10 protein-coding genes and 4 pseudogenes are annotated in these 19,631 nt (G+C 61.7%); 8 read left to right on the plus strand and 6 right to left on the minus strand.

Translation table 11 applies throughout. From position 1 onward, the window contains the following. A pseudogene (locus MKK54_RS00455) lies at positions 1 to 317 on the plus strand (hypothetical protein); the annotation flags it as partial. 2,737 nt (positions 318 to 3,054) lie between these two features. Here MKK54_RS00455 and MKK54_RS00460 read toward each other — a convergent pair. Together MKK54_RS00460 and MKK54_RS00465 are read right to left on the minus strand one after the other, a co-directional pair. Continuing rightward, positions 3,055 to 3,489, minus strand: coding sequence for a hypothetical protein (locus tag MKK54_RS00460; protein ID WP_244008553.1), 435 nt, complete (start codon positions 3,487 to 3,489; stop codon positions 3,055 to 3,057). Beyond that, positions 3,489 to 4,097, minus strand: coding sequence for a recombinase family protein (locus tag MKK54_RS00465; protein WP_244008554.1), 609 nt, complete (start codon positions 4,095 to 4,097; stop codon positions 3,489 to 3,491). The genes MKK54_RS00460 and MKK54_RS00465 overlap by 1 nt, the downstream gene beginning before the upstream one ends. A 429-nt stretch (positions 4,098 to 4,526) precedes the next feature. Here MKK54_RS00465 and MKK54_RS00470 point away from each other — a divergent pair, with 429 nt between their 5' ends. Then, on the plus strand, positions 4,527 to 5,381 hold the full coding sequence (locus MKK54_RS00470) for a hypothetical protein (RefSeq protein ID WP_244008555.1): 855 nt from the start codon (positions 4,527 to 4,529) through the stop codon (positions 5,379 to 5,381). A gap of 295 nt (positions 5,382 to 5,676) precedes the next feature. On the opposite strand, the gene MKK54_RS00475 is transcribed toward MKK54_RS00470, so the two are convergent. Next, the gene (locus MKK54_RS00475) at positions 5,677 to 6,642 is read right to left on the minus strand and encodes an IS481 family transposase (protein ID WP_244008556.1); all 966 of its coding nucleotides are present in this window, start codon (positions 6,640 to 6,642) and stop codon (positions 5,677 to 5,679) included. Positions 6,643 to 6,706: 64 nt separating this feature from the next. Here MKK54_RS00475 and MKK54_RS00480 point away from each other — a divergent pair. Both MKK54_RS00480 and MKK54_RS24690 read left to right on the plus strand, forming a co-directional pair. After that, a pseudogene (locus tag MKK54_RS00480) lies at positions 6,707 to 7,450 on the plus strand (IS1 family transposase); the annotation flags it as partial. 475 nt (positions 7,451 to 7,925) lie between these two features. Beyond that, complete coding sequence (locus tag MKK54_RS24690; RefSeq protein WP_409564102.1) at positions 7,926 to 8,150, plus strand: HNH endonuclease; 225 nt, start codon at positions 7,926 to 7,928, stop codon at positions 8,148 to 8,150. Positions 8,151 to 8,158: 8 nt separating this feature from the next. Here the strand turns inward: MKK54_RS24690 and MKK54_RS00485 are convergent. Next, positions 8,159 to 8,290, minus strand: a pseudogene (locus tag MKK54_RS00485) (IS5/IS1182 family transposase); the annotation flags it as partial. Between the two features lie 445 nt (positions 8,291 to 8,735). Between MKK54_RS00485 and MKK54_RS00490 the strand changes: the two are divergent. The 4 genes from MKK54_RS00490 to drmB are packed head-to-tail and all read left to right on the plus strand — an operon-like array spanning position 8,736 to position 18,640. After that, positions 8,736 to 11,549 carry a hypothetical protein gene (locus MKK54_RS00490; protein ID WP_244008557.1) on the plus strand — a complete coding sequence of 938 codons (2,814 nt, stop codon included), beginning with the start codon at positions 8,736 to 8,738 and terminating at the stop codon, positions 11,547 to 11,549. 1 nt (position 11,550) lies between these two features. Beyond that, complete coding sequence (locus tag MKK54_RS00495; RefSeq protein WP_244008558.1) at positions 11,551 to 13,302, plus strand: nuclease-related domain-containing DEAD/DEAH box helicase; 1,752 nt, start codon at positions 11,551 to 11,553, stop codon at positions 13,300 to 13,302. Continuing rightward, complete coding sequence (locus MKK54_RS00500; RefSeq protein ID WP_244008559.1) at positions 13,299 to 16,766, plus strand: helicase-related protein; 3,468 nt, start codon at positions 13,299 to 13,301, stop codon at positions 16,764 to 16,766. Before MKK54_RS00495 ends, MKK54_RS00500 begins: the two co-directional genes overlap by 4 nt. Beyond that, positions 16,766 to 18,640 (plus strand): DUF1998 domain-containing protein, encoded by a 1,875-nt coding sequence (drmB, locus tag MKK54_RS00505; RefSeq protein WP_244008560.1) that lies wholly within the window; start codon positions 16,766 to 16,768, stop codon positions 18,638 to 18,640. The genes MKK54_RS00500 and drmB overlap by 1 nt, the downstream gene beginning before the upstream one ends. 307 nt (positions 18,641 to 18,947) lie before the next feature. Here the strand turns inward: drmB and MKK54_RS00510 are convergent. Beyond that, a pseudogene (locus tag MKK54_RS00510) lies at positions 18,948 to 19,136 on the minus strand (IS3 family transposase); the annotation flags it as partial. A gap of 19 nt (positions 19,137 to 19,155) precedes the next feature. Then, on the minus strand, positions 19,156 to 19,629 hold the full coding sequence (locus MKK54_RS00515) for a very short patch repair endonuclease (protein ID WP_244008561.1): 474 nt from the start codon (positions 19,627 to 19,629) through the stop codon (positions 19,156 to 19,158). Positions 19,630 to 19,631 lie beyond the last annotated feature (2 nt).

Genomic DNA, 19,631 nt, shown 5'->3' on the forward strand with positions numbered 1-19,631 from the left:
GCCGGCGCCTGGCGCAGGGCGCTCTGCGTCTCGCGGCGGGCGACGGCCTGCTGACGATCGAGGAGCGGCGCCACCAGGGCCGCAAGAACTCGCCCAACTTGGTGCGCATCATCAGCCGCGAGTGGCAGGCCTGGATCCGCCGAGGAGGGGTCCAGAAGCGAAGCGGGTTCGCGTTGGTTGACGAGGGCTCCTCCCAGCCAAAGGCCCTAGGGTGCAAAGCGCTTCGCCCCACGGATAAGAGGATAACTCTGGGGACAAGTTTTACGCCAGAACCCTCCAAGAAGCTGCCGGAACGGCAGAGCCTTGCCCATCGGTAGCGCCATCTCCGATCCTCTTCAGACAGGCAGACCCGGCGCAGCCATGCGTCGTGCGCAGGCGGCTGAGCGATTTAAAGAACGGGCCTTATCGATCGTACGGTGTGGTGTGACAGGATCGACCAATACCCGACAATCGGACATACGCATTCTCGGTCTCTGTCGAAGCAGATGATGCGGAGGGGGAGCATAGGCCTGGGTCATTCCCCCGGATCCCAACGCCATGCTTATGCTGCACTCACAATCTGACGATACCGATCCTGCTCAGGCGTGGGAGGCCGGGAACCTTGCCGCTAAGAAGATCGACCGTAGGCTTGACATCCGCGTCGCGATTGGCCCTTCGGACAACGGATCCATGATGCGTGTGAGGCCTGCGTCGCCTCGTATCGGCTGACGCGGTCGCCGGCTGAAACCAAAAGGACGCTCGCTCGGGTACCCTGGTGCGCCCTGAGCGGCATGAGGCTGAGCCTTTCCCCCGCACCCCCCGCGCGGCACAGGACCACCGCACGATGCTCCCCAGCCGGCGTAGAACCCAGCGAGGGAAGGGGAGCGACGCGTTGGGGAAACAGACCTCGACACAAGTGGCCCATCCCCAGCCAATCGTACGGGGAAGGCCACCCTGCAGATCCCATTCTCCTGGGCTTCCAAAGCGGCTTGTCACAGCTCCCCCGTGCCCCCTCGACCCCCTTGGCATCCCCCTGGCCGGGCCAGCCTCCCAAACCCCGGGCAAACCCTGTCTCGACGCCCCTGCCGGGACGGTGCCATTAACGCAGGCCCGCGGGGGCTCGCTCGGGTCGCCTTGGCATGGTCTGGAAGGCTTCCACATGCTGCAGGCGCACCCGCACGCCTCGCCCCACGTGGCCCTTGGGGCTGCTCAAGCGATCTGGGGCCATCCTGGGCACTTCCTGGAGGTGGGGAGCCTTCAGCCTGCCCTGACTGGTCATCCTGACCGTCTCCGACGTGTATCGAAGGGTTGGCCTACACAGCCTCGGCGGCGCTGACGGTAAGCGCCTGGCACAGGCTTCCAGGATCATGCCGTTCGCATGGATGGCGAGCGCCTCCACAGAGACGATGCCGACGCCTTGCCACGTTGAGCTACGCCGAGGATCGCGATGGTCTGACATAGCCACGCCAAAAAAAGTTTCCGCCAATTTCGCGCGGGTTTTTAGGTCGCTAAAGACCCGGTCCGCGGCCGGATCTCGCCAGGGATGGACACCCCCCCTACCCCCAGGCCGCGCGCCGGTGGCCTACCGTACGATCCGCAGCGTCTGTGAGGGCGCTCCACCCGTACACCTACGCTGCGTGGTCACATTCATACCAGAGATCGTTCCTGGCTTGCGTGAAGCCGACGATCCGGCGTGATAGATCCTATCTCAACCGCTGTTTGCTCCAGCGACCGCTTCCAGACACCTTCGGGCGTGCTCCTGCTCCCAAGACCGTTTTACCAGAGCCATTGTCCACAGCTTCAGGATGCCGCACTGATTGGCAGCAAAGCTCGGTGTGTATCACTTTTCTCGATTTAGGGAGGCTAGGGAGGATAGCTCCGCAGGGAAACCGCTTGCCTCCCAGATTTCTTTCTTCTCTAACTCTTTGTTTTATGTAGATTTTATTTGTGATTAGGGAGGATAGGGAGGATAGGGAGGCAAAATCCTAGTTAGGCTATGTGAGAAGAAGGAAAACAGGCTGACCCCCAAGCCCCCTCTCTTCACAAGGTCCAGGTCGGATTTTGCCTCCCTATCCTCCCTAGCCTCCCAAGCCGCCAATAAGACATTGATTTTACGAAGCTTTATTTGCGCCCCTCGCAGGGAGGGTAGCTGGAGGCTGATCCGCTATCCTCCCTAGCCTCCCAGACCGCAGGCTGAGTGGACCGATAAAGACGTCCGCGGTTTCCCTCGCGAACCATTCAACAAGCTAAACCAGCTTGGCACGAAGCACAAAGCTTCGCTGGCGGCCACGATGGACACATCGATTTCCAAGTGCTAGCTGGTTTATAGATATAATTCGTGATTTAATATTAAACCTTACGAGGTTTAGACCTTTAAGCCTTGAAAGGTCCAAAGGTGAGGCCTGAAAGAAACATTATCAGATCGGAAGGAATGGTGCGGGCATCTCGCCGGCGGAGAAGGAGGTATTGGGGCCCGCCATACCTTCGATCACGTACCTGCGGATGCTTGTTTTCCGAAGAGCAGATTAATCAGGGGCAGAGTCATATGGGAAAGAAAAAAAAGCAGCGTCATTTGAAGCGAGTAATCCATCCTAAAGTAAAACCGGAAACTTCAATTTCGTTAGAGCAGACAAATTCAGTTGAGCACGATAAGACCGTCTCAATTGTTATGTTTCTTACGGAGTCAGACCGATTCAGGCTGAAGGAATATGCTTTAGCCGAACGCACTTCGCTTCAACGCCTAGGGCAATGTGCATGGAATGAATTTCTTGCGAGTAAAAACCAGCCGCCCTTGACCTTTGTATACGCTGGCAAGACGAGAAAGACAGGATTGACGTAATAAAATTATATTTAGATCATGCACTTATGATATTTGTCTTCACCAAAATACTTAGCCTCAGTGCTGATGACTAAGATCCGATGGGCGTTCGGCGAGAACTTCTGCGTCTATGGTATGCAGAACGTCCGGCGGGAGCTCAGCTATGTACCGTGCGTGGCACGAGTGGACGCCAATGGCATGTCGCACGGCCTGACGCTGACCGGAGCCAACTGCCCCGACAGTCGCATGTAGCAACCTCACGGCGACGGATAGGGCCCTCGGAACAGGTCACCTATCGCCTTACGACGAAAGAGAGTTCGCGAGCGACGGCGTTGATGCTCAGGGCGATCGTGGTTCATGTGGCAGCGCTGGCAGAAGGCGGCGAGGTTCTTCGAGGCGTTGTTCGCCGTGTCGTGATCGCGGTGTCCGGTGGCCAGAACCACGCGCGTGGTGCGCACACTTCCCAGAATGTCATCGGCCCCCATCGCCAGACAGATGAAGCGCCCGGTCCCATCCCGCCAGGAGCCCGCCTCTCCATCCCACCAGCGCCCATCGCCAAGATGAAAGACGCGCTGTCCATGCGGACGGGCGCAGACCTCGCAACGTCCCTTGGCTCGCTCGAAGCGGATCACGGCCGAGAGCTGGGGCCAGTCGATGGGATAGAAGAAGCGGTGCTCGCGCCGGATCGGCATCAGGAGGACGCCCGTCGGGTCGCCGCGGCGGCAAGGTCGGCTTGGCTGCGCGTGCGCGCCTGGGGGAAGTAGCTGTAGAAGGTATCCCGGCTGACCCCGAGGCGCTTGGCGATGGCCGCGATCGAGATGGTGCCCGAGTGCAGCAGGGCGCGGCCCACCTCGATGTCAGCTGGCGTCAGCTTCTTGGGCCGTCCCCCTTTGCGTCCTCGCGCCAGGGCGGCCTTCAGCCCCTCCATGGTGCGCTCGCGGTTGAGGTCGAGGAAGTACTCGGCCATGGCGCCGTGCATCTGCAGGGCAAAGCGCCCGTGCGCCGTGTCGCTGTCGAACTGCTCGGTCAGGGAACGAAAATGGACCTCCTTCACACGCAGGGCGTCGATCGTCCGCATCATCTCGACGAGGGAGCGGCCGAGGCGATCGAGCTTCCAGACGACGAGCACGTCGGTGGGTCGAAGGTAGGCGAGCGCCGCCTCGAACTCGGGACGCTTGGTCCCGGCCTTGCCGGACTTCTTCTCCTCGAACAGGCGCTCGCACCCAGCCTTGGTCAGCGCATCGCGCTGCAGGTCGAGGTTCTGGTCGAGGGTGGAGACGCGGGCATATCCGACGAGCATGTCGGCTTAGTGGTACAAGAGCAATTATCTGGCAATAGAAATCCGGTCATATTTTCCCGACAGAAACGAGGCTGTTTGAGGCCGCGCGGACCGGGCCCCACAGGAGTGGCGGGAAAACGACCGTTTTCTGCATAAACGCGTCCGCACATCTATGACACTATTTAGCAGAGAGGCCGGACCTGAAAAGCGAAGGGTTACTATGAGTAGAACTTGAACGCTGAAATCCGGACCGAGATCGGAAAAGGTCACTGACGTTTGACAAGACAGTGAGTACAATTAGTGGGCTTTTCCACAGTTGTCATCAATCATGACACAGATTCGATGCATATCGGCAACAGTCGTCGCGATTTACCGGCCAGCCTTTGAAAGTCCTATCGGCAGATGTGATTTTGTCGTTCTCTTGGGACCAAGTCCTGAGGAATAAATGAAGTGACTCGCTCTACCCCAATCAATTTGCTTCTCCTGTCCCTAGTTTCCCCCTTCTTAGGCGCATGCTGGGCACCGCTTCCGGTTGTCGACCTGAAATTTTCAGATCCCGACATGTTCAGAGGGTATGTCGAAGCGATCGTAGGTCATGTAGGATGCGAGTTAGCTCAAGCAGTGCAGGTAGAATATAGCTCTGATTATCCTGAGACTTACAATCTAAGAAAATGGGCTGCTAGGATTGCTCTTACAATAAGGGCCAAAAGCTCATTGTCTCTGAACGGCTCGGCGTCTATATTTAGTCCGATTTCTAGTGCGATTTTTTCAACAGGTATTGGCTCCCAATCAGACGCTACCAGGGAATTAGTTATAACATATTTTGTTCCGTTTGATGAGTTGTTGCTTGTGAAGTTTAAGAAGAGAAGTGACGGTATTACGCTTCTTCCATGCAACGAGCAGGATCAGCCAAGCCAAAGCGCCAATCCATTAAATGCAGAATACCTCAGGAGGCCCATCGCAGGAAATTTAGGCATCAATACAACATTAAAAGCGGCTATGGAATCATGGACTACACCCGGACTTTTTTCTTCTCGAATTGAGAAGGGGCCTTTTGAGACAGTAACAAATCATGTTACTTTTGAAGTCAAACTGGATGCCTCCGTCAATCCCTCTTTGAAATTCACTAATGTTTCTTCAAACGTCGGTGGAAATCTGGTGAGCTCAACCCGAACCGATACAAATGAAATACAAATTACAATAGGTCCATCTGTTCTTGAAAATAGAAAGGTTGTTCCATCAAAATCTCTTGACGAATCTTTCTACATTGAACGCCTCAGGAATGTCATTAGAAGGGATAACTAATCATGCCATGCACAGATCCTCCCGCTATACACTGTCAAATGCCAGATAACACAGGGTATGACTATGGGATATGCGTTCAAAAAGTATCTCAAGATTCTTCTATGAGGTTAAATAGCAATTTCTTTTATGTATTTTTGCAGTCACCTTTCTATAGACCGAATTTTAGGACTGTTTCTAGTGGACATATCTGTAAAATAACTGTTATAAATAGGGCGGGCGGATCGGTTACTGCTTCGATATACTACCGTTATGGTAATAGATGTATCAGTATGCCACCTGCAGACGCCACGAAGTGCTAGCTGTTCAGTCCCGAGGTGAGATGGGTCGGATCGTATCTGAAGCGGCTTGGATCGTCTGCCCAGACTCTACAGGTCGCCTCGTATGGCGTGAGGCCGCGTAGGATCTTGAGCCGGCGAGCGAAGTTGTAGGCATCCAGGAAGGCGGCGAGGTGGTCTCGCAGTTGGTCGTAGCTGTCGTAATGGTAGCGCTTGACCGTCGTCTCCTTGAGGGTCCGGTTCATGCGCTCGACCTGGCCATTGGTCCACAGGTGGTTTGGCTTGGTGAGCCGATGCTCAATGTCGTGCGCCCGGCAGATCTGGTCGAAGCGATTGACGCGGTACAGGGCAGTCGGGCCTCGACAGTTCTTGGGCAGCTCGGCGAACTGGATGCCATTGTCGGTCAGGATGATGTGCAGGCGGTAAGGACAAGCCTCGATGAGCGCCTCCAGGAAGGCGCAGGCCACGGGCCGATCAGCGCGTTCGTGCAGCTGGCCGGAGGCGTATTTGGATGTCCCGTCTATGGCCACCCAGAGGTACAGCTTGCCTTCGCCGGTGCGAACTTCCGCGATGTCGATATGGAAGAAGCCGATCGGGTAGGCCTTGAAGGCTTGCTTACCGGGTTTGTCGCCGCCGACCTCGAGTAACCGACTGATCCCGTGCCGCTTCAGACAGCGATGCAGCGACGAGCGGTTCAGGTGCGGGATGGTGGCCTGGAGCGCGTACAGGCAGTCGTCGAGCGGCAAGAGGGTGTGCCGGCGGAAGGCAACGATCATCGCCTCCTCTTCGGTCGTGAGCACCGTCGAGCGCGGCGTCTTCGGTCCCATCACCGCGTCATGCACGAAGGCACGCTTGCGCCACTTCGCGACCGTCTTGGGGGTCAATCCATGCTGTGCGGCAAGCTCTTTGAGCGAAGCTTTCGATCGCTGTAGCGCTGCTCTGACCGCGTGCGTGGTCGGGGCGCAGCCGTGAAGAACCTGCCCCATAACGCCTCCCGTGGTGTAGTGACCTCAGCTAAACTGATGCCACTACACCACGGGACTGCACAGTAAGGCGTGTGCCGCCTACCACGATCAGAACGTGCGCGGCGTCGCTGCGGAGCGCGTCCAGTGCGACGAGATTTGGTCCTACTGCTACGCCAAGGCGAAGAACGTCGCTGCCGCTAAGGCTGCCCCTGAGGGCGCAGGCGACGTGTGGACGTGGATAGCTTTGGATGCCGACTCCAAGCTGATCGTGTCCTATCTCGTCGGCGGACGCGATGCCAAGTACGCCGAGGCCTTCATTAGCGATCTGGCGGGCCGTCTGACGAAGCGCGTCCAACTCACCACGGACGGGCACAAGGCGTACCTTGAGGGCGTGGAAGGCGCGTTCGGTGCTGACGTGGACTACGCCATGCTGGCGAAGCTCTACGGCCCCGCGCCGGGCGGCTCCACAGGCCGCTATAGCCCGGCCGAGTGCACCGGGATCAAGAAGACAACCATCGAAGGCCGCCCCGACAAGGCGTACGTTTCCACGTCCTACGTAGAGCGCCAGAACCTCACGATGCGCATGCAGATGAAGCGCTTCACTCGCCTATCAAACGCCTTCTCGAAGAAGTTTGAGAACCACGCTCACATGGTCGCGCTCTACACAGTCTGGTACAGCTCCGTGAAGATGCACAAGAAGCATCGGATGAGCCCGGCTATGGCCGCTGGTGTGTCCGATCGGCTTTCGAGCATGGAAGACGTGGCGGCGCTAGTGCAGGCCACCGCGCCGGTTGATGGGAAGCGTGGACCGTACAAGAAACAGGCATAGGTGTTCTATGGAACTACATGGTCCCAGTTCGCGCATCGATCTGCGCATTGATCGCGTACTTAAAGATTTTGGGTACGCGTCGTTCACATCTTTTCAATTTATTGAACAATTTAAAAAATTGTACCCAAAGACATGGGCAGCCATAGTCGCTCGGTATGGAATCGGTGGTAAGGGAAGTGGAACAATATATACATCATCAAGCTTCATAGGAACACATTTGGAGAAACGCAAATACAACAGATCATTATTGAAATTAGAGCGCGTTCGAGCCCCTGTTGGATGGGGTAACCCTTGGATCACTGTGTGGGCGAACCTTTCTTATACTGGAGCCTCGCTCTATCCCGATGAGGTCCCAAACGAGGGTATTCTGCTTGAGGGTGCCAAAACTCAAGTAACTGTAAATCGATATGAACGAGATAATACGGCACGCAAGAAGTGCATTGAACACTTTGGAACAAAATGCTCCGTCTGCCGTATGGATTTTGAAGAAACATATGGAAGCTCTGTCAAGGGCTTCATTCATGTGCATCATATTAAGCCGCTGTCATATATTGGGAAGCAATACAAGGTGAACCCCCTAACTGATCTGCGCCCCGTATGTCCTAACTGTCACGCTGTAATCCACGCAAACGGCAAAGTTTTATCTGTGACCAAGGCAAGGGCGCTCATGCGGCGAGCGGCGCGGAAAAATTCAAACTGAGACACTACCCCGGATTTGAGCACGTGGACGATACCACTGATCACGCGCCGCGCGTCCACGCGCTCCTTGCCCCGCGTGTCGGTGGGCAGGTGCGGTGCGATCTTCGCAAACTGCTTGTCTGTCAGCCAAAACCGATCCATTGGCCCCTTCCGTGGAAGCCGTGAATTACACCTCGCCCTCCGCGCCACCGTTGCGGGTTCGGATGCTAATGTCCGCTCATGGCGCGAAGCTGAGCTCTTACTATGCGCGCCGATCCAGGGGCCCGTCTCAAGGCTTTCTAAGACCTGTCGCATGGCAAAGGCGATCTGTTCGTTCCTGAACCGCTTGCGATGCATGGCATTCACCCACCTACAGGTTTCAGGATGCCTGAAAAGCTTACGCTCAGCGCGGAGCATTTTGATGGGTCAGGGTCACCGCGGCAGATTTGATCCGTGTTGACGTTTAATTGTGATTTGCGCGCCGCTGCCCTTGCAAGTGGCACCATGAGGTTGCAGCATTGCAGGATACTTCATCGGATCAATCCGAGATTTTACGGGGCATAGAATGTTTCCGGGGGGGAGGCGCAGGAGCCAGGAACTCCAGCGAATGATGGCCGACAAGGCCGTCGCAGCGACTCGTCGTACGCTCCTTCTTTCTCGTAAGTTGAAATCGGAAAAGTTGCCGCCCTGTGAAGACGCTACGCCATCAGCGGGGCAGCGTTGCGTTCAGGTAGATTTGACGGAGGCCGAGGCATCAGTCCGCCCGACCAGTGAGTTCGACGTCAGGGCGGAACTGGCTCTGAGACCACGCCTTGCCATCAAGCCTGCCGCCATCGCGAGGGCCCGCTTCCAGGTCGATGCTGGTGCGGTCGAGGTCACGCATCTGCTCCATGTGCTTCTAGCAACCGCGCTTGCCACTGAGGTCGACAAGCCGATCTGCATCGTGCTGCCTTCGACGGATCAGGTTCCCGAAACCGTCGGCCTCATGGCTGCCATTGAGTGTCTTGCAGTGGATCTGCAAGGCACTCGTCCCGCCTTCAGGGAAAATCTGCGTCCAGGCAAGCGCGTTCGCTTACATCCGGGCGGCGAGGTGTTCGAGCTCGATGCCGTCAACGGGGACGGGTCGCTGCAACTACGGATGATGGACAAGGCTACTTACAAGTCCAACGGAACCCGCTACGCTTCGGCCGACCGGGCCTTCTGGTTCGAGCCAACCACGCGCCGCCAACCGCTCGGGACCCAGCACACGAAGTTCGTCGCTCCTTGGCCAAACCAGTTGGACATGCTGCTGGGCGGCCAGCTTTTTGCCAACACTGGCCTCGTCAGAAACAGGGTCATCCTGGCAGGCATGAGGAAGGGTTTCGAGCGCACGCTTGCCTCTGTTCCCCTGGTAAGCGTCGAGGGTCCCGCGTTGATGCCCGTCAGGCAAGTCTTTCCGTTCGGCGGGTTGGATGCTGCTGGCAAGGCCTACGTGATCGAACCATCCGGCTCTGCCGGTCAGCCCATGGTCGCCATCGAGAGGGAACTGCTCGACCTCGAACGTGCCTGTCTTGCCGAGGACATTGAAGCCGGATCCAAGATCGTTCTTACCGATCGTCTCGATATGATCCTCAGAGATCTCAGCTTGGCTGGGCGGATTGCCGAGCGGCAGCGGCTCATCCTGTTTGTCGAGGCTCGCAGGCGCTCGGAGATTGCGTTGCTGGCGGACAAGGGATGGGTTGTCTGGGAGCCGACCGCCCACGAGATTATCGGAGCCGGCCCATCGGACATCTGCATGGGCTCCAAAGGCATCGACGCCTCCCTTCGTGCAGCTGCCGGCGAGACGCTGAGAACGCCTGGTTTCATCTCCTGCAAGTCGCAGACGCTCAGACAGGCAGATGCGGCTCTCGCACGCCTTGGTCTGCAACTGAGGGATGAGTCGGTCGAGGAAGAGGAATGGGTGGAAGACCTTCTGTCAGGTGCCCAGGACCTCTTCTTCTCGTGCGGAAACTGGTTGACGGTGCCCGAGGACGTCGAACTCGATGGCGCCGTCGCCGCTGCGGATCGGATCAGGCGTGCCGCCGATCGCATCGGAGCGAGACTGGGCCCGGAAGGTGCCGAAGCCGCGGTCGAGTTCGCGGACGCCGTCGACAATTTCCGTTCGTCGGCAATCCGAGGCAGCCTCACGGCTAAAGGCAGCGAGTTGCTTCGCTTGGCCCGGGCGGCCAGCGAGGGCACGTACAAACAGATGTTCGTCACCGGAAACCGTCAGGGCCGCGAGCGAGCCGATGCCTTCTTCAGGCGCCACGACCTTGGAACGCGCTGCGTGGCCGTGCGCGAACTCGCCCAGGAAGGGGACAGAGCATCGATCGTCGCGTTCTCGATCATGCGTCGGGATCTCTTCGAGCGCCTCGTCGATCCTTGGCCTTCGGCGAACACGCTGTTCCTCGGGTACGAGTTCGAGACCGACTGCTACCGACGGCGCCTTGGTCGACGGGATGCCCTGCGCCGGACCATGCGACTCGATGCCGAGAGCCGCACTAGGCTCACGAGCATCGCCGGGGCAAGGTTCCCGGAGCCGCGCCATGAGGCTTCGGCGGAACCGCTGGCACCAGCTGACGTCAATCACCTCAACGGCTTCGATCGCGCGACCAGAGAATGGAGCTGGGTGAGGCGGATCACCATCCCGGCGCCATCGCACGGGGAGGATACCTGCGAGGCCCGCATCGTCCGCTTCGCGGGGCGTTCGTGGTCGGCCATGACCGCCGAACACGAAATCACTCTGCTCGTTCCCGGCGAGGGCGGGCAAGCTTCAGTCCGCGAGGTGCATATCGCCGACCTCGCGTCCGGTACCCGGATCGTAGTCCGGGAGGGCGGAGACCGAGACGTGATCCGCCTGCTTGCACAAGATATCAAAGGCGAGGAGGGCTACGAAACGCTCCGCCAGCACTCGGGCCTGTGGCGCCGCGTCCTGCGCGCGGCCTCCGTCGATCATGCAGCCATCCATCGCAGGCTCGAACTCGTCGGCGTTCGTCGAAATCTGGCGACCATCCGTGCTTGGCTTCACAATGCCGCCTTAATCGGCCCCCGCTCAGTCGACGATGTCGACGGCATCGCGCGGGCTTTCCCGGACCCGACGATCAAGGCCGCCGCGTGGAAGGCGTGCATGGATGCGATCGCGGAGCTGCGGGCACTTCATCAGACGGCCGGATCCAGGCTCACCGCCCTGCTGTCCCACCGCTGCGGCAAGATGCTGCTTGAACCCTCCGACACCGAGCTGGCCATCGATCTCGGCATCGGTACCGTATGGGTGCTTGAGGTGGCGGGCGTGGAGGACGAGACGCGCGAGTGCCCGGCCTCTTACGTCAATCGCATCCACTGGCAGGACCCTGCCTGGAAGGCGGGGCTCCTGACGTCTCAGCTGCGCGCCAGGGCCGCCTGACATGGCCGTGATGGTACCTCGTCACGTCGACGCGTCCATCGTCGCGTCCGAGCGTCGCGTCTTCGAGGCGCTGCGCTCCGCGTCGTTGAGCGAGGGCTGGACCGTCCTGCACTCCCTCGGGCTTTCGAGCGCTTGGACGGGCGAGTTCGGGGAGATCGACTTCGTCGTCGTGATCCCAGGTCTCGGCATCGTCTGCATCGAGGTGAAGGGCGGGGGCGTCTCCGTCGCGGACGGCGTCTGGACCACCCGCAACCGCTACGGCACGACGGAGCGGCTGAAGCGCAGTCCCTACCGTCAGGCCCAGGAGGGCCAGTGGAAGCTGGTGGCCGCTCTCAAGGCGAAGTTCGGGGCAGGCTCGCAAGAGGCGCGTTGTCCCATCGGATGGCTCGTCGTGTTCCCCGATGTCATGAGCCCGCCGCTCACCCCGGAGGCGACCCGGGATGAGGTCATTGCCCGAGACGAGCTCGATGGCGACATCGGACCCCGGATACGCTCCACGCCCTCGCTTGCGAAACTCGCCGGGCGGGCGGATCTCGTCGCGCCGAACGCTGCGACCTGTTCGCGGATGCTGTCGTTCCTCCGCCCGGATTTCGAGCGGGTGCCATCCCCGGCATCCGAGCATTGGGATGCCGATGCGCGACTGAAGATCCTGACGGAGGAACAGTTCGAGGCCCTCGACAATGTCTCGGACAATCCTGTCTGCCTCCTCCGCGGTCCCGCGGGAACGGGCAAGACCTTGATCGGCATAGAGCAGGCCCGCCGGATCGCCCAGACGGGGGGCAGCGTCCTCGTCGCATGCTTTAACGGAGGCCTGGGTGGCTGGCTGCAGGACGCGACGGCGGGCTTTGGACCGGGGCGCGTCGTAGCCGGCCACCTGCATGGGCTTCTCAGGGACCGGATCGCGAACTCTCCCTTCGCCGAGGACCTGCGACAGGCGGAGCAGGCCGGGACCTCCGGCGATGAGCTGTACGGGCGCCACTACTACGAGCTGGGGGCGCTCGCCGTAGAGGAGAGCGGGGAACGCTTCGACGTCATCGTCTTCGACGAGGTCCAGGACCTGCCGTCCTCGCGGGTTGCGGAGCTGCTGAAGGTGTGGTCGCACACCGCCGGAGGCACGAGGATCCTGCTCCTCGGCGACTTCACGAGACAGGCGCTCTACACAGGTTCGTCCGACGCATCACTGGAGCTTCTCAGGGCGTCGCTCGGCGATGTCGCCGTCTTCAACCTGCGCCTCAACTGCAGGAACACCCGTCGGATCGCGATGCAGACGGGCGTCTTCAGCGGCTTCGGGGAGCAACGGCTGAGCGAGCGGCAGCCGGAAGGCGAGCAGGTCAGCCTGCAGTTCCACGCCGACCGCGCCTCCGGCCTCGCGAAACTCGATGCAGTCGTGCGGCAGCTGCGCGAGAGCGGCATCAAGGCCGCTGACGTGGTCATCCTGGGACCGCGGCGGCGCGAGAACTCGCTTCTGTCCGGTGTCGCCACCGTCGGAGGCTGGCCCATCAGGGACGCCCACGCTCCCGGGCAGGGCGTCGCCTACGCGACCGCCCACGCGTTCAAGGGCCTTGAGCGGAAGGTCGTCATCGTCGTCGATGCCGATGCCCGGTACCAGGACGAATCGGACGCCATCCTCTACGTTGCTATGTCGCGGGCACGCCTGCGGCTGTTCATCCTCGCCCCCGAGACGTCGCGTCCGGTGATGGAGAAGCGGATGACGGACGCCGTTCTCGCCACCCTTGCACAGAAGGCATCATGACCGGTCGTACCGTCGGCACGACCCGCGAGGTGCGGGACTTCATCATCGACAGCCTCCGTCGGGAGCTGATCGGACCGGCGCCGGGCTATCCGCTCATGCGGGTCGATCTCTCCGCCGACCGCAAGTGCCATGGCCAGGAGATCCTTCGGCCCCAGGACCCGCCCCGCTATCGCTACTCCGCCGGCATCCTGTTCCCCGCCGGCGTGAACTTCTCTGCGACGCTGGATGCCGGCGAGGAGGCCGCAGACATCGAAGAAGCCGCCGCCGTCGGTGAGGATGGCGTGGGCGGCAGCGCAGCCGAGGCCGGCGTCGACGATCAAGCCGAGATCGAGGCGACGGCGAGCGAGGACCGTACGCCCGACACGGACGTGGAGGTCGATCCCACCTCGACCTTCCTGCCCAGCACCATGGGGGTCAGTTTCCTAGCCGACGTGAGCGGGGGAATCCGCGTCAAGGCGTCCTGGGGCACCTATCACAAGGAGGCCGTCGCCGGCTTTCCAAGCTTTAAGAAGGATGGATCGGCGGCCGAGCTCTGGTTCCGGACGCCGGACGAGAAGTCGGAGGAATACCGGCTTGACGAACTGGCAGGTCGCGAGACCCGCATCCGGCTCCCGCGCAGGCGTGTCTCGCCGCCGGCGCTTGCCGGGGAGCTCACCATCGATGTGGTCAGCCGCCCGGCCGGAGGGAACGAGCGTCTGGTGACCGTCACGCTGGTCAACGTCGCCCAAAATTCCCGGCCCATCAACGAGAAGTGCTTCTTCCAATGCTCCCTTTCGGTGGAGTCGCTGCCGGGCACAATCATCCTCGCCTATCCGGGCAGGCCATCCTCGATGCAGGACGAGGAGGAGGCCTCGCTGAGCCTGCTGTACCGCCACCGGCCTACCTACGCGGTCGGGCATGGCTGCGCCGCCGACTGGGATATTGGTGGCGAGGGTTTGCCGATCCGCATCCGAAGCGAGACGCTGCCGGTCTTCGAGCAGCCCCCGGTGCTGCCGCTTGAGGACGCGCCGGGCGTGGAACTCTCGATGCGGAAGCTCGCGGAAGCCTCCCGGGCGGATGTCGCCTCCTCCTGCCGCGCCCTGGCAGACGCGTACGAGGCCTGGATCGATGAGCGGGACCGCGAGCTCGCGGCAGATGCCGGGCTGGCCAACGAGCCGGAGCTGAAGGATCGAGGGGAGGAGCACCTCCGGGAATGCCGGGACTGCCTGGGGCGGATCAGGAAGGGCGTCGATCTGCTCGACGATGACCCGGACGCATTCGAGGCGTTCCAGCTCATGAATATGGCCATGGTGCGCCAGCGCGCGCACTACGCCCTGTCGTCCGAGGATGACAAGCGGCGCAAGTGGGTCAAAGGAGCCGGCGGCCAGGAGCCGACGGTCCCCTATCCCGCCCCTGCCTATCCGTACGAGACCAGATGGCGGCCTTTCCAGCTCGCCTTCGTCCTCATGAACGTTCGCTCGTTTGTAGAGCCCGGGCACGAGGAGCGCAGCCTCGTCGACGTCATCTGGTTCCCGACAGGCGGCGGGAAGACCGAGGCCTACCTCGGCCTCACGGCGCTCGTGATCCTGCTCCGCAGGCTGCGTGATCCAGCCGACGCGGGTACCACCGTCCTGATGCGCTACACCCTGCGGCTGCTGACCACGCAGCAGTTCCAGCGGGCGGCGTCGCTCATCTGCGCGCTCGAACTGGTCCGTCGGGACAATCCGAAGCGTTTCGGTGACCTGCCCATCACCATCGGGCTGTGGCTGGGCTCGTCGGTGACCCCGAACAGGGACGCCGCCGCCAGCGTGGCGTTCGGCAAGCTGACCTCCGAGGGGGGCGACAACCCCTTCGTGATCCTGTCCTGCCCCTGGTGCGGGGTCGACATGGGGCCGCACGACTACGACGGCGATACCCGCGTCTTCGGCTACCGGCGCGAGAAGAGGACGGGCGGGGACCAGCACGTACGCTTCCGTTGCGAGGATCCCGGCTGCGCCTTCTCAACGGCGGATGGGTTGCCCCTGGAGGTCGTGGACGAGGGCATCTATCGGGAGCCCCCGACGCTGCTGATCGGCACCGTCGACAAGTTCGCGATGATGCCGTGGAGCCCCGAGGCACGGTACCTTTTTGGCATCGACAACGAGAACGCGGTCACGCCTCCCGAGCTGGTGATCCAGGACGAGCTGCACCTCATCTCCGGGCCCCTCGGCTCCATGGTCGGCCACTACGAGACCGTGATCGACGAGTTCACGACCCACGTGGCTGACGGGGCCCGTATCCCGGCGAAGATCGTGGCGTCGACGGCGACGATCGCACGCGCCGGACAGCAGGTGAAAGCCGTCTACGGTCGCGACGCCAAGCTCTTCCCGCCGCAGGGGCTTAAGGCGGGTGAATCGTTCTTCGCGCGCGAAGGATCCGGGCAGGCTGGCCGCACCTACGTCGGCGTCCTCGCCACGGCCGTCCCTTCGCACGTCACGGCGCAAGTCCGCACACTGGCGACCCTGCTCCAGGCTCCCGCGCTAGTGGAGGCCGCGACCGGCCTTGATGGGCTTGTCGATCCCTACTGGTCGCTCGTCGTCTACTTCAACAGTTTGCGGGAGCTCGGCCGGGCCTCCACACTCGTACAGGCCGACATCCGCGAGTACCTGAACGCGGTCTGGGACCGGATCGGGCTCTCCTTCGAGGCGACCTACGGCGCCCCGGATCAGCGGCGCTTCATCAACAACTTCGACGAGCTCACCAGCCGGATGCGCAGCAGCGACATCCCGGGCGTGCTGCAGAAGCTCTTCACGGCGAAGCCGTCCAAAGAGACCGTCGACCTTTGCTACGCGACCAACATGATCCAGGTCGGCCTGGACGTACCGCGCCTCAGCATCATGTCGATCGTTGGTCAGCCGAAGGGAGCATCGGAATACATTCAGGCTTCGAGCCGCGTCGGCCGCGGGCGCGACAAGCCGGGGCTGGTCATCACCAATTTCAACCCGTTCAAGCCTCGCGACCGGTCACATTTCGAGAGCTTCAGGCCATTCCATGAGAACGCCTACCGGCATGTGGAGCCGACCAGCGTGACACCGTTCTCGATCCCGGTCTGCGAGCGTGCCATCCACGCCCTGGCCGTTGCCATCGTGCGCTTCCGCTACCCGCAGCATCGCGACAGGCCGAACCTGGGGCTTTCGGACGCTGAGCGGAAGGCGGTGACCGCCATCGTCATGGACAGGGTCGCCCTGGTGGATCCCGACGAGGTGTCGAGAGCGCGCGCCACCCTCGACCGGTTCCTCGACGATTGGCAGCGTCGGAAACCCCAGAACTACGGGAAGGTGTCCGAGATCCCGGACGATCCGCTGATCTATCCGGCAGGGCGGGCGCTTCCGCAGAACCTCAACCACCTCGTCGGAACGGTCAAGGCGACCGCAACTTCGATGCGGAACGTCGATGCGGACTGCGAGGCCACCCCGGTCCCGGTCTATGCGAGCGGGAGCGTCTGATGAAGTCGGGGTTCAAGGGGCGCTTCGGCAAGGGCAAGGCCAAGGGCGCCCAGACGCAGCCTCGGAAGCCGCCGCGGCGGCGTCCTATACGCAGGTCGCAGGTCATCAGCCCCTTCGGGATCGGCGCGATCAACGACTTCAGGAACGACGAGGCCCTGATGTGCGCGGGGCTGGACCAGTGGTTCCCTGACGGGGCCGCGCCGGATCCGGCTCTTGTCGTGAACGAGGAGCGGCTGGAGGCGCGCCTTGGGTGCAGCCACTTCAGGAAGCCCCCGGATTTCGGGGAGGGCGAGGGCAGCCCTAAGGTCAAGATCCCTCACGTCCGCTTTCCGCTGTGGCACTACTGCCCGCGATGCTTCCGCATGGGCAAGACGACGATCTTCGGCGGCCAGCCGCAATGCACGGAATGCAAAAGCAAGGCAGGTCACGGCAGGCGGATGATCCCTGTTCGCATCGTGGCCATCTGCGAGCACGGACATATCGAGGACTTCCCGTTCCAGAACTGGATCGGCTGCGCCTGCAGCGACGCCGATCGCAATCTGTTCTTCGAGGCGGGTCGGAGCGCTGCCAGCCTCGCCGGCATCAAGATCAGCTGCGACAACTGCAAAAAGACCCGCTCCCTGGCGGGCTCCTTCGACAAGGATGCCCTGACGGGCTACAAGCAGTGCGGCGGCGCCCAGCCCTGGCTGGGCCGCGAGACCGGCGTGACAACGTGCGGGCAGGCCTTGCAGACCGTCCAGCGAGGCGGGGCGAACGTCTACTTCCCCCTCGTCACCAGCTCGATCTACATCCCGCCGACACGGACCGCCGAGAGCGACCTCATCGCCCGCGTCCTCGACAACCCAACCGTTTGGCGCACGCTCACTAGCGTCACGGTGGACGGGAAGGTGCCGAAGGACGTCTGCACGGCGATCGCGGGCGTCTATCAGGTCGATGCCGACGCTCTCGGCAAAGCCGTGGCAGCCCGCCTCGCGGGCTCGGCCGCCCTGGTGGTGGCGACGACCGAGGAGGAATTTCGCAAGCAGGAATACGATGTCCTCAGGAGTGGCGGCGGAAGGCCACAGGACGACCTGTTCGTGGAGCGCATCGAGGGCAGCCGCTACGGCTGGCTCGGCCGCTTCGTCACCGGCATCGGTCTCGTCCGCAAGCTGCGCGAGACGCGGGTGCATGTCGGGTTCTCCCGTCTCATGCCCCAGACGGACCGCGGCGATCCGGCCGTCCAGCCCCTCGGGATCGCGGATACCATCGATTGGCTCCCAGCGATCGAGGTGCGTGGCGAGGGGATCTTCGTCGAGTTGAGGGCCGACGCGATCGAGGAATGGCTTAAGGACGGCGTCGCCGGCAAGCGGGTCAGGCCGCTCATCGGCGGGTACAATCACAAGCGCGTCGAGAGGAGGCTGGCGGAAAGGCCGGTCGACGCGCGGTTCATCATGATCCAGACGCTGGCCCACGCCCTCATCAAGGAGCTGACGTTCACCTGCGGCTACGGCTCCTCGTCGCTGCGCGAGCGCCTGTACTGCAGCATCGAGAACCCCAAGCAGCCCATGAACGGGTTCCTGATCTACACGGCGTCCGGCGATTCCGAAGGCACGCTGGGGGGCCTCGTCGCGCAGGCGGCGCCCGGACGCTTCGAGACGCTGGTGCACGACGCGCTCGCCAGGGCATCGTGGTGCTCGAACGACCCGGTCTGCATGGAGAGCCCGGACGGCGGGGCGTTCTCGTCCAATCTCGCCGCCTGCCACAGTTGCGTGCTGCTGCCGGAGACTAGCTGCGAGGAGGGAAACAGGCTGCTCGACCGGGCGCTGCTGGCCGGCACCTTCGACGATCCCGACGTCGGCTTCTTCCGCGATCTCGATTTCTCCTGGGCGCAGTAAGCTGCACTCTGCCCAACGGTGCGATACTGAATGAGCTGCATCGTACGAACATTATGAGGTAGAGACCTGAAGCGCGGTGATGATTAGCATCTGGGGAGCAGGAACGAAGCCGGAAGCTGTCATCCAGACCGCCCTGGATACGAAAGCAATGGCCTTCAGGATTCATACTTGGGAACTTGCCGGGCAGACCTGACTTCATGATGCGCGGGCAGCAGGTTGAAGTATTCGTGGACGGCGACTTCTGCATGGGCATCGGTTCGCCGAATGGCGCCTGAAACTCTCGGAAGAGTTGGAAGCCAAAGTCGCGGCGAACATAGCCCGCGACCGCCGCAGAAGGTAGCACTTCGTGCCAGACACGCCGCGCACCATAGGTGCGGTCGCTGCCCACGAAGCGCGTGCGGACCTGAGCCAGGATCGCTTCGTCGTCGCAGGCGCGCTGGCTGGGGGATCGGGTGAGCCACGCATGGAAGCCATAGCGCGAGACGCCCAGCGCCGAACGCTAGGTCATAGCTAAGCTACTCGACCAGCTTGGCGGGCCACCTGCCGGCTATCTCACCATGCTGCTCATCACCTCTTAGAAAGTCTGCGCAGCTCGCAGCTACATCATCTTTCGGGCGCCTCGCCGGGCCCTTCACACTACACTCCCAAACAGTAAGGATCCGCCATCCGGCCGCCTCGAGCTGGGCGGCCTTCCGCTGGTCACGCGCGCGGTTGCCGGAAATCTTTGCAGACCAGAACTCCTGCCGCGTGCCCGGCATCTTGAACATCGGGCAGTCATGGCCGTGCCAGAAACAGCCATGGACGAAGATGGCAGCCCGGAAGCGTGGAAACACCATGTCAGGCCGGCCAGGCAGCTCGCGGGCATGGAGCCGGTAGCGGAAGCCGGCAGCGTGCAGACTTTTCCGCAGTACGAGCTCGGGTTTGGTATCACGCCCCCGGATCCGGCTCATGTTCAGACGCCGCTGCTCCGGCGTGAGCACGTCCGCCATCC

Source organism: Methylobacterium sp. J-068, assembly GCF_022829445.1.
Classification (GTDB): Bacteria; Pseudomonadota; Alphaproteobacteria; order Rhizobiales; family Beijerinckiaceae; genus Methylobacterium.

What these genes read in the sequence shown, in the direction of transcription:
- MKK54_RS00460 (WP_244008553.1), bottom strand. Translation starts at nt 3,489, where the DNA reads ATGCCGATCCGGCGCGAGCACCGCTTCTTCTATCCCATCGACTGGCCC.
- MKK54_RS00465 (WP_244008554.1), bottom strand. Translation starts at nt 4,097, where the DNA reads ATGCTCGTCGGATATGCCCGCGTCTCCACCCTCGACCAGAACCTCGAC.
- MKK54_RS00475 (WP_244008556.1), bottom strand. Translation starts at nt 6,642, where the DNA reads ATGGGGCAGGTTCTTCACGGCTGCGCCCCGACCACGCACGCGGTCAGA.
- MKK54_RS24690 (WP_409564102.1), top strand. Translation starts at nt 7,926, where the DNA reads ATGGATTTTGAAGAAACATATGGAAGCTCTGTCAAGGGCTTCATTCAT.
- MKK54_RS00490 (WP_244008557.1), top strand. Translation starts at nt 8,736, where the DNA reads ATGATGGCCGACAAGGCCGTCGCAGCGACTCGTCGTACGCTCCTTCTT.
- MKK54_RS00495 (WP_244008558.1), top strand. Translation starts at nt 11,551, where the DNA reads ATGGCCGTGATGGTACCTCGTCACGTCGACGCGTCCATCGTCGCGTCC.
- MKK54_RS00500 (WP_244008559.1), top strand. Translation starts at nt 13,299, where the DNA reads ATGACCGGTCGTACCGTCGGCACGACCCGCGAGGTGCGGGACTTCATC.
- drmB (WP_244008560.1), top strand. Translation starts at nt 16,766, where the DNA reads ATGAAGTCGGGGTTCAAGGGGCGCTTCGGCAAGGGCAAGGCCAAGGGC.
- MKK54_RS00515 (WP_244008561.1), bottom strand. Translation starts at nt 19,629, where the DNA reads ATGGCGGACGTGCTCACGCCGGAGCAGCGGCGTCTGAACATGAGCCGG.